Source organism: Brevundimonas sp. (assembly GCF_023259385.1).
In the GTDB taxonomy this organism is placed as follows: Bacteria; Pseudomonadota; Alphaproteobacteria; order Caulobacterales; family Caulobacteraceae; genus Brevundimonas.
In genome coordinates, this window is record NZ_JAHFPF010000098.1 from 1 (window position 1) to 11,749 (window position 11,749).

11 protein-coding genes and 1 pseudogene are annotated in these 11,749 nt (G+C 70.4%); 11 read left to right on the top strand and 1 reads right to left on the bottom strand.

What is annotated here, in order from left to right:
- From Q0C81_RS09115 to murC, 5 genes are all read left to right on the top strand, one after another.
- Positions 1-330, top strand: a 330-nt coding sequence (locus tag Q0C81_RS09115) for an SPOR domain-containing protein (protein WP_291836731.1), incomplete at its 5' end; no start/stop codon positions are given.
- A 6-nt stretch (positions 331-336) separates the two neighbouring features.
- Positions 337-1,386 (top strand): beta-N-acetylhexosaminidase, encoded by a 1,050-nt coding sequence (gene nagZ, locus Q0C81_RS09120; RefSeq protein ID WP_291836732.1) that lies wholly within the window; start codon positions 337-339, stop codon positions 1,384-1,386.
- Between the two features lie 4 nt (positions 1,387-1,390).
- Entirely contained in the window at positions 1,391-2,215 is an 825-nt protein-coding gene (locus tag Q0C81_RS09125) for a ScpA family protein (protein WP_291836733.1), read from the top strand.
- The gene (gene scpB / locus Q0C81_RS09130; RefSeq protein ID WP_291836734.1) at positions 2,212-2,874 is read left to right on the top strand and encodes an SMC-Scp complex subunit ScpB; all 663 of its coding nucleotides are present in this window, start codon (positions 2,212-2,214) and stop codon (positions 2,872-2,874) included. The genes Q0C81_RS09125 and scpB overlap by 4 nt, the downstream gene beginning before the upstream one ends.
- 189 nt (positions 2,875-3,063) lie before the next feature.
- The gene (murC, locus tag Q0C81_RS09135) at positions 3,064-4,494 is read left to right on the top strand and encodes a UDP-N-acetylmuramate--L-alanine ligase (protein WP_291836735.1); all 1,431 of its coding nucleotides are present in this window, start codon (positions 3,064-3,066) and stop codon (positions 4,492-4,494) included.
- A 7-nt stretch (positions 4,495-4,501) separates the two neighbouring features.
- Here the strand turns inward: murC and Q0C81_RS09140 are convergent, their stop codons facing one another.
- On the bottom strand, positions 4,502-5,182 hold the full coding sequence (locus Q0C81_RS09140) for a hypothetical protein (RefSeq protein ID WP_291836736.1): 681 nt from the start codon (positions 5,180-5,182) through the stop codon (positions 4,502-4,504).
- Positions 5,183-5,305: 123 nt separating this feature from the next.
- On the opposite strand from Q0C81_RS09140, the gene murB reads away from it, so the two are divergent.
- The 6 genes and pseudogenes from murB to Q0C81_RS09170 form a co-directional block, all read left to right on the top strand.
- Positions 5,306-6,217 carry a UDP-N-acetylmuramate dehydrogenase gene (murB, locus tag Q0C81_RS09145; protein WP_291836737.1) on the top strand — a complete coding sequence of 304 codons (912 nt, stop codon included), beginning with the start codon at positions 5,306-5,308 and terminating at the stop codon, positions 6,215-6,217.
- Positions 6,218-6,261: 44 nt separating this feature from the next.
- Positions 6,262-7,863 carry a sensor histidine kinase gene (locus tag Q0C81_RS09150; RefSeq protein WP_291836738.1) on the top strand — a complete coding sequence of 534 codons (1,602 nt, stop codon included), beginning with the start codon at positions 6,262-6,264 and terminating at the stop codon, positions 7,861-7,863.
- A gap of 129 nt (positions 7,864-7,992) precedes the next feature.
- Positions 7,993-8,931, top strand: a complete 939-nt coding sequence (locus Q0C81_RS09155) for a D-alanine--D-alanine ligase (RefSeq protein WP_291836739.1) — start codon at positions 7,993-7,995, stop codon at positions 8,929-8,931.
- Entirely contained in the window at positions 8,919-9,812 is an 894-nt protein-coding gene (locus Q0C81_RS09160) for a cell division protein FtsQ/DivIB (RefSeq protein WP_291836740.1), read from the top strand. Before Q0C81_RS09155 ends, Q0C81_RS09160 begins: the two co-directional genes overlap by 13 nt.
- Before the next feature lie 26 nt (positions 9,813-9,838).
- Positions 9,839-11,149, top strand: a complete 1,311-nt coding sequence (gene ftsA, locus Q0C81_RS09165; RefSeq protein ID WP_291836741.1) for a cell division protein FtsA — start codon at positions 9,839-9,841, stop codon at positions 11,147-11,149.
- 247 nt (positions 11,150-11,396) lie between these two features.
- A pseudogene (locus Q0C81_RS09170) lies at positions 11,397-11,749 on the top strand (TonB-dependent receptor); the annotation flags it as partial.

An 11,749-nucleotide genomic window follows, 5' to 3' on the forward strand; every position in this document is an offset into this window, starting at 1 on the left:
CTGCCGGCGCCCGTGACCCGCCCGGCCCCGCCCGCCGTGACGGCGCCGCCGGCCGAGAAGGCCGAGCCCGCCACGCCGCCCGCCGCCGGCGGAACCTCGGGCGTGCAGATCGGCGCCTTCTCGACCCCGGCCATCGCCGAGCGCGAGTACGGCCAGGTCGTCGGCCGCTATCCGTCGCTGACCCGCGGCGCCAGCCGCCGGGTGCAGGAGGTGACCTCGTCCTCCGGCTCGACCCTGTACCGCACGACGGTGACGGGCCTCAGCCGCGACCAGGCGACGGCCCTGTGCACCGCCATCAAGTCTGGCGGCGGCGACTGCATCGTGCGCTGATCCCCGGTGACCACGGCGGCGATCTACGGCTGTAGCGGCCATCGGCTGACGGCGGAGGAGAAGGCCTTCTTCGCCGAGGTCAGGCCGTGGGGTTTCATCCTGTTCCGGCGCAATGTGGACAGCCCGGACCAGGTGCGGGCCCTGACCGCCGAACTGCGCGACAGCATCGATGATCCGAAGGCCCCCATCCTGATCGACCAGGAGGGCGGCCGGGTCCAGCGCCTGGGGCCGCCGCACTGGCCCAAATACCCGCCGGGCGACGCCTATCTGAAGGCGACCAACGATCCGCTGGCGGCCCGCGAACTGGTCCGGCTGGGCGCGCGCCTGATGGCGCATGAGCTGAAAGAGGTCGGCATCGACGTCGACTGCGCGCCCGTCCTGGACGTGCCGGTGCCGGGCGCCCACGACATCATCGGCGACCGCGCCTACGCCCGCGATCCGGCGACGGTGACGCAGCTGGGCCGTGCGGCGGCCGAGGGCCTGCTGGCGGGCGGCGTCCTGCCGGTGATCAAGCACATGCCCGGCCACGGCCGCGCCTTCGCCGACACCCACAAGGAACTGCCGACCGTCCATGCGGATCTGGACACCCTGGACGGCTGGGACTTCGCGCCGTTCAAGGCGCTGTCGGACATGCCCATCGGCATGACGGCCCACATCATCTTCACGGCTATCGACCCCAAGCGCCCGGCGACCCAGTCGAAGAAGGCGATCAAGCTGATCCGCGAGCGGCTGGGCTTCGGCGGCCTGCTGCTGTCGGACGATCTGGTGATGAACGCCCTGTCCGGCACCCTGACCGAGCGGGCGCGGATGTCGCTCAAGGCCGGCTGCGACCTGGTCATCCACTGGAACGGCGTCATGGAGGAGATGCGCCAGGTGGCCGAGGGCGTCGGCAAGCTGAAGGGCGGCGCCCGGCGCCGCGCGGACGCGGCCCTTGCCCGTATCGTTCACACGCCCGAGCCACTGGACTACCGCGAAGCCCGCGACCGGTTCGACGCCCTGATGGGCGGGCGGCTGGAGGCGGCGAAGGGGCCGGACGTGGCGGAGGCGCAGGCCTGATCCCATGACGGACGCCTTCCAGCCCAATCTGGACTTCGCGGCCGTCGATCAGGCGGACGAGCGCGACGCCTTCGTGGTCGATCTGGAAGGTTACGAAGGCCCGCTGCATGTGCTGCTGGCGCTGGCGCGGACGCAGAAGGTGGACCTGCTGAAGCTGTCGATCACCCGGCTGGCCGAACAGTATCTGGCCTTCGTGCACGAGGCGCGACGGCGCAACTTCGCCCTGGCCGCCGACTATCTCGTGATGGCGTCCTGGCTGGCCTATCTGAAGTCGCGCCTGCTGCTGCCGCGTAACGAGAAGGGCAAGGGCGACGAGGTCCCGGCCGAGGAGATGGCCGCCGCCCTGGCCTTCCGCCTGCAGAAGCTGGAGGCCATGCGCAAGGCGGTGGAGGCGATCCAGTCGCGGCCGCAGCTGAAGCGCGACGTCTTCACCCGCGGCGACCCGGAGGCGCTGGTCATCGTTCCGTCCGACCGCATCGACGCCAGCCTGTATGAGTTGATGGCGGCCTATGTGCAGCAGCGGCGGCGCGAGGAGCAGCGGCGCTACAATCCCGGCCAGCGGGTCGAGGCCTTCCAGCTGGAGGCCGCGCGCGACTGGCTGCGCGAGGTCCTGCCCCGGCTGGAGCAGTGGACGCCGCTGGAGAAGATCGCCCCCGAGAAGCACGGCGACGAGGAAGGCCCCTCGCAGGCCAGCTATACGGCGTCTACCCTGTCGGCCAGTCTGGAGCTGGTGAAGGAGGGGGCCATGGACGTGAAGCAGGCCGAGGCCTTCGCCGACATCTTCCTCAAGCGCCGCGGCCAGGGCCTGCCGCTGGAACTGACCCCATGAGCCTTCAGTTCGCCCCCGACCACATGGAGATCGAGCGCCGCGTTGAGGCGCTGCTATTCGCCGCCGCCGGGCCGCTGTCGGCCGCCGAGATCGCGCGCCGCCTGCCCGAGGGCGCGGACGTGGGCGGGGCCATCTCGGGCCTGCGCGAACGCTATCAGGGGCGGGGCGTCGAGCTGGAGTGCGTGGCCGACCGCTGGCGCTTCCGCACCGCCGCCGACCTCAGCTTCATGATGACCGAGGAGCGCGAGGAGCCGCGTCGCCTGTCCAAGGCCGCGCTCGAGACCCTGGCCATCATCGCCTACCACCAGCCCTGCACCCGCGCCGAGATCGAGAGCGTGCGTGGCGTGTCCCTGTCCAAGGGCACGCTGGATCTGCTGCTGGAGATGGGGTTCGTGAAGCTGAAGGGCCGCCGCCGCACGCCGGGCCGCCCGGTCACCTACGCCACCGCCGACAAGTTCCTTGAGCATTTCAGCCTGGCCAGCCTGTACGACCTGCCGGGCGTGCAGGAGATGAAGGCGGCGGGCCTGCTGGACCTGTCCATCCCCGTCGGCTTCGAGGTCCCCGACCCCAGCCGCGCGCCGGACGGCGACGAGACCCCGCTGCTGGACGGCGCCGACGACGGCCCGGAGTTCGCGCAGGACTTCGTGTCGGAGGACTGACGGGACGGGCAGGGGGCCGGGGCGTCGGGCTCCGGTGCGGCCAAGTGATTAGTGGTTCGATGCTGCGCCGCGAGTGCAGGACGACACCTGCCGGTGAAGCGGCCACCCACTAATCACTAACCACTAATCACTTTCCGGACGCCGACGGCGGGTGATGCATTCCCTTCAAACCCCTGCTAACCCGCTTCGATGATCGCTCGCCTTCGCCCCGTTCCGTTCGACCTCGGCCCCGTCCACTTCGTCGGCATAGGCGGCATCGGCATGAGCGGCATCGCCGAGATCATGCTGAAGATCGGCTATGCGGTGCAGGGCTCGGACGCTAAGGCCAGCGCCAACACCGAGCGGCTGGAGAAACTGGGCGCCAAGGTCTTCATCGGCCATGACGCAGCCCATGTCGCCGACGGCGTCTCGGCGGTGGTCTATTCCACGGCGGTCAAGGCCACCAATCCCGAGATGATGGCCGCGCGCGAGCGCCGCATCCCCCTGGTCCGCCGGGCCGAGATGCTGGCCGAGCTGATGCGGCTGCAGTTCTCCATCGCGGTCGGCGGCACCCACGGCAAGACGACCACGACCTCGATGGTGGCGGCCCTGCTGGACGCCGCCGGGCTGGACCCTACGGTGGTCAACGGCGGGATCATCAACGCCTACGGCACCAACGCCAAGGTCGGCGACGGCGACTGGATCGTGGTCGAGGCCGACGAGAGCGACGGCAGCTTCCTGCGCCTGAAGTCGACGGTGGCGATCGTCACCAACATCGACCCGGAGCACCTGGACCACTACGGCGACTTCGACGGCGTCCGGAAGGCGTTCGTGGACTTCGTCGAGAACATCCCCTTCTACGGCTTCGCCGCCGTCTGCCTGGACCATCCCGAGGTGCAGCGGCTGGTCGCCTCGATCGATAACCGGCGTCTGGTAACCTACGGGATCAATCCGCAGGCCATGGTCCGGGCCGAGAACTGCGACATGGGCCCCGACGGCTGCCGCTTCGACGTGGTGATCCAGCAGCAGGGCGTGGCCGCGCTGGAAGAGCCGATCCGCATCGAGGGCCTGCACCTGCCCATGGCCGGCTGGCACAATGTCTCCAACGCCCTGGCCGCCATCGCCGTGGCGCGCGAGCTGGACGTGTCGGACGAAGCCATCAAGTCGGGCCTGGCCGGCTTCGGCGGGGTGAAGCGTCGCTTCACGACCACGGGCGTCGCCAATGGCGTGCGCGTCATCGACGACTACGGCCACCACCCGGTCGAGATCGCCGCCGTGCTGAAGGCCGCCCGCCAGGTGGCCGAGGGCCGCGTCATCGCCGTGGTCCAGCCGCACCGCTACACCCGCCTGCGCGACCTCATGGAGGAGTTCTCGACCTGCTTCTCGGACGCTGACGTGGTGATCGTGGCCGACGTCTATCCGGCGGGCGAGGCGCCCATCGAGGGCGTGGACAAGCATGCGCTGGTCGACGGCATCCGCCGCTTCGGCCACCGCTCCGTGCAGCCGCTCGAGAACGCCGCCGTCCTGCCGCGCACCATCCGCGAAGAGGCGAAGCCCGGCGATCTGGTCGTCCTGCTGGGCGCCGGCGACATCACCAGCTGGGCCTACGCCCTGCCGGCGCAGTTGGAGGCGTTGGGGTAGGCCGCAGCTATCCCAAGTGATCCAGAATCATGTTTCCGGCGACGAAGGCCAGGAAGCCGACCATGACGAAGGCCGTCGCGAACGAGGTCAGCCATTCCTGCCGATCCTTCAGCCTCAGGATCTCGGCGTCATCCAGGCCGCCCGCCTTCATCCGCTTCTGATCCGCGTCGATGAAGGGGAGCAGCACGGCGAAGCTCAGGGCCATCGGCAAGAAGACGAGAACCAGATTGGCCAGGCTGGAGAAGGAGGCGCGCCCTGCGCTGAACCGGCCGAGGAATTCGTTCAACGCCTGCTGGTGGGACAGCGGCGCATAGGCGGCCAACAGGGATGCGATCCCGATGGCGTAGAGCGCGACGTAGAGCATGATCTGGCCTGGCGTCTTTTTCACGCGAGGGGGCGGCAGGGTCGGCTCCGAGCCGAAGCGGGGCATGGGCGCGCCGACCCGCCAGGCGCCCGAATCCTGCTTGCGCCGGACATGCCATGACCATCGATGCACGGCGCGATGGACGAGCGGCAGTCCCACGAAGGCCAGGAAGGTCGTCAGGATCAGGTTCAGCGCGGCCTCCGCCGTGATCGAGACCCCGGTGTAGACGTTGATCGCATAGACGAACGCGATCCAGCCCAGCAGCATGCCGACCGTCGCGATCAGCCATAGCAGAACCAGTGTGAGGATCGCGGCGGGCTTCATGGGGCGAAGCTAGGGGATGGAGGGGTGCGCGGGCCAGTGAAACCGGCGCTGGAATCGCACGCTAAGGCCAGGCGACCGCTTGCCCCCTTGGACATCGGCTCCGGCGCCGCTATCGGACTTCCCATGACCCGGCTCGACACCCTCCCCACCGTCCGCGGCAAGCTGCTGCTGAACGAGCCCCTGGGGCCGTTCACCTGGTTCCGGGTGGGCGGAAACGCCGACGCCCTGTTCATCCCGGCGGACGCCGAGGACCTGGCCGATTTCCTGAAGGCGCTGGACCCGTCCACGCCGGTGACGGTGCTGGGCGTCGGTTCGAACGTCATCGTGCGCGACGGCGGGGTCGAGGGCGTGGTGATCCGGCTGGCGGGGCGTCCGTGGGCGCAGGTGACGACCGACGGCGACACCGTCACGGCGGGCGCCGGCGCGCTGGACTCGATGGTGGCCAAGGCGTCCGCGAAAGCGGGGATCGGCGGGCTGGAGTTCTATGCGGGCATCCCGGGCACCATCGGCGGCGCCCTGACGATGAACGCCGGCTGCTACGGTTCCGAGACCAAGGACATCCTGGTCTCCGCCTGGGGCCTGACTCGCTCGGGCGAGCGCGTGGACTATGCGCTGGCCGACTTCGGCTACACCTACCGCCACTCCGAGGCGCCCGCCGACATCATCTGGGTCGAGGCCGTCTATCGCGGGACGCCCGCCGATCCGGAGGCCGTGTCGGCCAAGATCAGCGAGATCACCAGCCGCCGCGAACAGACCCAGCCGATCCGCGAGAAGACCGGTGGCTCGACCTTCAAGAACCCCGAGGGTCACTCGTCGTGGAAGCTGGTGGACGAGGCCGGCTGGCGCGGCAAGCTGCACGCGGTCACCGGGGGAGGGGCCATGTTCAGCGAGTTGCACTCCAACTTCATGATCAACCCGGGCGAGGCGACCGCGGCGGACATCGAGGGGCTGGGCGACGCCGTCCGCGCCGACGTGCTGGCCAAGACGGGCGTCCAGCTGGACTGGGAAATCAAGCGCATCGGCCGTCCGGCCTGAAGGACTTAAGTCTCCGTTCACCACGCTTCGCCAAGCTTGGCGGCATGATCTCCTTCCCGCTCCGGCCCGGTCTGACCCCGGTTCGCCTGATCGCGCTTGTCATGCTCGGTCTGACGGCAGGCCTGCTGTCCTACGCCTCCTCGCTGTTCTTCGCGGGCACGCCGGGCATCACCGCCTTCTGGCCGGCCAACGCCCTGGTGCTGGCCTATGTCCTTCGGGTCTGCCGGACGCCGCGGGAGAGCCTGCTGGCGCTGGCGGTGACGCTCGTCGGAATGGTCACGGCCAATCTGGTCATGGGACGGCCGGTCGAGGTCGCCGTGGCCTTTCCGATCGCCAATGTCGTCGAGATCGCCGTCGCCGCCTGGTTCATGCGGCGGATCGCCATGCCGTTGTGCGGTCTGCGCGACCTGCGTCAGTTCCTGCTGGGCGCCGTGCTGGGCGGCCCCCTGGCCTCGACCCTGATCGCCGCCTTCTTCATGTGGGTCCGGCTGGGAATGACCGGAGAGGCGTTGGCGGGGGCGGCGGGCACATGGCTTCTGGCCGACATGATGGGCATGGCCATCGTGGCGCCGTTCGCCCTGTCGCTGGGGTCCGTCGTTCGTGGCGCATGGCTGAAGGGGCTGGCGGCGCCCATGGTCATCTGCGGGGTCTGTTTCGTCCTGTGCTGGCAGGCGCAGGTTCCGGTCATCTTCCTGGCCTTCCCGCTGGTGGGGTGGGCGGTGCTGAGAGATCGCGACCGGGGCGGAGCCCTGGGTGTGGGAGCCGTGGCCATCGCCGTGATCGGCGCCGCCCTGCTGGGTCAGGGCCCCATCGCGCGCCTGCCGCAGTTCGGCGTGGACCCCGGCATCGCCGTGCCGGTCTTCTTCGGCGCGCTGGTCCTGACCGCCTATCCCCTCGCGGCCCTGCTGAAGGAACTGGATGTCGTCGCCGCCGAACTGGACCGTCGCCGCGCCCAGGCCGAGACGGACAGCGCCGCCAAGTCCCGGTTGATCGGACAGGTCGGCGAGGAGCTGCGTTCGCCCCTGACCGGGGTGGTCACGGTTGCGGAGATGTTGAGAAGCGGCCGCCTGGGCGAACTGAACGAGCGCCAGCGCGACCTTCTGGCCCGGATCGCCGAGAGCGGCGCGGAAATCGAGAGCCTCAGCCACGAGATGGTGGCGCTGGCGGACGGCGGCGGACGGGGATCGCGGGCGTCGTCGGTCGCGGAGGTCGTGGAGGCGGCGATCGGCTCGGCGCGCTTCCGCGCCAATCGGGCCCGGGTCTCGCTGCAGGCGCTGTCCGGCGAGCCCTACTGGCGCGCCGGCATAGACGCCGACCGCCTGAAGCGACTGGTTCAGGACGCCCTGGGCGCCGCCGTCGACGCCGCGCCCGCGGGCACGACCGTTCGGGTGGTCGTCGGCCTGGCCGGCGACGATCATCTGGAGGTCACCGTCGAGGATGCCGGCGAGCGGACCCTGACCGAGCGCGAAACGCGGTTCGCCACGGCCCGGCGCACGTCCCCGGCCGCGGACGGGGTGGCCTTTGATCGCGCCGAGCTGCGCCGGCTGGGCGGCGATCTGTGCTTCGGCCCCGGCGCCCTGGGCGGGGGCAGGCTGACGATCGTGCTGGCCCGGGCGCCGAACGAGGCCGCCGTCCGGGCCGCGTGAGCGGCGGCCGGCTGCGGTCGTCGCACGGTCACCCTCAATTTATCTCGCCGGGGGCCGCTTCTGGTTAAGGCTTCTTAACCGTCCCCACGGCAATCGGTTGGGGGGCGCTGAAGATGCCCGGAGCCGATCATGACCCGCCCGCTTTCCGATCTGCACGTCGCCGTCCCGATGGGCGGGCTGTCGTCCGAGCGCGAGGTCTCGCTGAGCTCGGGCGAGCAGTGCGCGAAGGCCCTGGAAGGACAGGTCGCCCGGATCACCCGCGTCGACGCGGGCCGCGACCTGGCCCAGGTGCTGACCGCGCTGCAGCCCGACGTGATCCTGAACGCCCTGCACGGAGAATGGGGCGAGGACGGCTGCGTCCAGGGCATCCTGGAGACCCTGCAGATTCCCTACACCCACTCCGGCGTTCTGGCCTCGGCCCTGACAATGGACAAGGACAAGACCAAGTCGATCCTGCGCGCCGCCGGGGTCGAGGTGCCGGGCGGCGGCCTGTTCGACCGGTTCGAGGTGGCCCGCCGCCACGTCCTGCCGCCTCCCTATGTGATCAAGCCCAACGCCGAGGGATCGTCGGTCGGGGTCTATCTGGTGCCCGAGGGCGCCAACGGTCCGCAGGCCGAGGTCGGCGCGCCCGGCTGGACCTATGGCGACGAGGTGATGGTCGAGCCCTACATCCCCGGCAAGGAGCTGGCGGTCGCGGTGATCGGCGAGGCCTCGGGCCCGCGCGCCCTGACCGTGACCGACATCACGCCGGTGAAGGGCTTCTATGACTATGAGGCCAAGTATGCGCCGGGGGGGTCGGTCCACAAGCTTCCGGCCGAGCTGCCGGCCCATGTGTTCGAGGCCGCGATGCGGGAGGCCGAGCTGGCCCACAAGGCGTTGGGTTGCCGAGGCGTTAGCCGGTCCGACTTCCGTTATGATGATCTTAAGGACGTTCTGGTCCTCTTGGAGGTCAATACCCAGCCAGGCATGACGCCGACCTCGCTCGTCCCCGAGCAGGCCGTCTACTGCGGGATGGCGTACAAAGACCTGGTCCGGTGGATGGTGGAGGACGCCTCATGCCCGCGGTAGTTCGCGGCGGTCGGCGACAGAGTTCGAACCAGCCCGCAAAACGCGGCGCGGCTCCCGCAAACAAGGGGCGCGGCCGCGCACCTCGCAACGCCCAGGCCATTCCCGGCAAGATGGCGGCCATCGGCCGCCTCGACCTGTCGCCGCGCGCCGTGGTGATCTCGATCGCGGCGGGCGTGGTCCTGCTGGGCGCCGTGCTGGCGACCGGGGCGCGGGCCGAGCGGATCGGCGCCTCGATCGGCCACGGCCTGGACGGCGTGACCGCCGGCATGGGTCTGAAGCTGGACAAGGTCTACATCGAGGGCGAGAGCCCCGAGGCCACCGCCGCCATCCAGCGGGCGGTGCAGCTTAACGCCGGTCAGGCCATGACCTCGATCGACCTGAACGCCGTGCGCGAACGGGTCGAGGCGGTGGGTTGGGTCAAGTCGGCGCGGGTCGTGCGCCTGCTGCCCAACACCCTGATCATCGACGTCACCGAGCATGACCGCCTGGCCGTCTGGCAGGTTGCCGGCCAGGCCTGGGTCATCGACGGCCACGGCAAGGTCATCCCGGGCGCCGACGCGGGCCGCTATCCCAATCTTCCGCTGGTCGTCGGCAAGGGCGCCGAACAGGCCGCCGCCGAGGTGCTGCCGCTGATCGCCCAGCGCCCGCGCCTGATGAGCCGGCTGGAGGCCCTGGTACGCGTGGACGAGCGCCGCTGGGACCTGCGCCTGAAGGACGGCAGCCTGATCCAGCTGCCCGCCACCAACCAGGACGCCGCCCTGATCCAGCTCGACGAGATGGATCAGCGCCGCCGCCTGCTGGAGCTGGGCTTCTCCCGGATTGACCTGAGAACGCCGGAAGAGGTCGCGGTCCGGCCCTCGTCCGCCGACGGTAGAGCTTGAGAGGGCAGGGGATGGCCGGACGGTCTGTGGACAAATCTGTTGACGGTCGGGGCGCGGCGGGCCGCGCGCCGGTCGTGGCCGCGCTCGACCTGGGTCAGTCCAAGGTCGGCTGCTTCATCATGAAGCCCGAGGGCGTGCGTCACGCCGACCGGACCATCCGGGTCGCCGGCGCGGGCCACGTTCAGTCGCGCGGCATCAAGGGCGGCGGCATCATCAGCATGGACGAGGCCGCCCAGGCCATCGGCCACGCCGTCGAGCGCGCCGAGCGCGCCGCGGGCTCTCCCGTCTCGGGCGTCGTCGTCACCACGGCCATCGGCCAGATGGCCAGCCACCGCGTCCAGTCGCGCGTCTCCCTGAGCCAGAACCCGGTCGGCGACGCCGACCTGGCCCGCGCCATCGGCATGGCCCTGGCGCAGATTCGCCTGCCCAACCGGCGGCCGATCCACGTCCTGCCGATCGCCTGGTCGGTCGACGGCGCGCGCGGCGTGCACGACCCGCGCTCGATGCGCGGCCATTCGCTGGGCCTCGACCTGCTGGTCGTCTCCATGGCCGAGAGCGCCTTCACGGCGCTGAGCCACTGCCTTGAACTGGCGCACCTGGACCTGCAGGGCGTGGTCGCCGCGCCGGTGGCCTCGTCGCTGGCCGCGCTGGAAGACGACGAGATGGATCTCGGCTGCGTCTGCATCGACATGGGCGGCGGCGCGACCTCGGCGGCGGTCTGGGGCGGACGCAGCCTGCTGCACATCGAATCGCTGAACGTCGGCGGCGACCATGTCACCGCGGACATCGCCCGCGGCCTGTCGACCTCCCGCGCGGGGGCCGAGCGGCTCAAGACCCTGCACGGCTCGGCCATGGCCTCGGCGAACGAGGACCGCGAGATGCTGGAGGCCCCGCCGCGCGGCGAGGATCCGTCCGCCGGGCCGGTCGTGGTGCCGCGCGCCATGCTGAAAACCGTCATCGCCCCGCGCGTGGAGGAGACGCTGGAGCTGCTCCGCGACCGCCTGCGCAGCGCCGGCGTAGGCTTGGAGCCGGGCGCCGGCCTGGTCCTGACCGGCGGCGCGAGCCAGCTGAACGGCGTGCGCGAACTGGCGGTGCGGGTGTTCGACCGCCCGGTCCGCCTCGGCAAGCCCCAACGGGCGCCTCACCTGGCCGACGCCGCCTCCGGCCCGGCCTTCTGTTCGGCCGCGGGCGTGCTGCTGCGGGCCGCCTACGGCCCGCGCGAAGCCGTTTCGGCCCGCAAGCTGATGTCCCGGCAGATCACCGCCGCGGACGCCCCCCGCGCCCACGCCGGCGGCCTGGTGGCCCGCGCCGCAGGCTGGCTGCGCGAGAACCTTTAAGGCGCCGCCGAGGCGAGCCGCGACGCCCGCAGGGTCGCATTTTGCCGCTATCTCGCCGCAAGAGGCGGTTTTTCTCGCTTGGATGGCGAGACTGTGTCCGGATTGTAACAACCGAGGTCTCGAGTGGTCGCCATGCGGCCACATTCTCTTGTCGCCGCCATCTTTGCTGCTAGCGTGCCGAGAGAAGCAGTGTGCCGTTCTGTGACGGTCGCTGCGTCCTGCATCATCATCGGTTGGGGCCCAACACATGCTAATCAAGCGCAAGTACCTCTTTGGCACGACGATCCTGGCGGGGGTCATGGCTGTGGCGGCTCCGGCCTTCGCGCAGAGCCAACTTCCGGGCGTCACCGTCCAGGGCGAGTCCGCCCAAGACGCGACCGACCTCGGCGAAGTCGTCATCACCGGCACGCGTATCCGTCGTGACCCGACCAACTCGCCGACCCCGCTGATCCAGGTGAACCGCGAGCAGCTGCTGGAAACCGGCCAAGCGACCGTCATCGACTACCTGGCCACCATCCCGGCCCTGTCGAACTCGCAGGTTCCGTCGGACACCACCGGCGCGCTGAACATCGGCGGCCTGTCGCTGGCCAACCTGCGCTC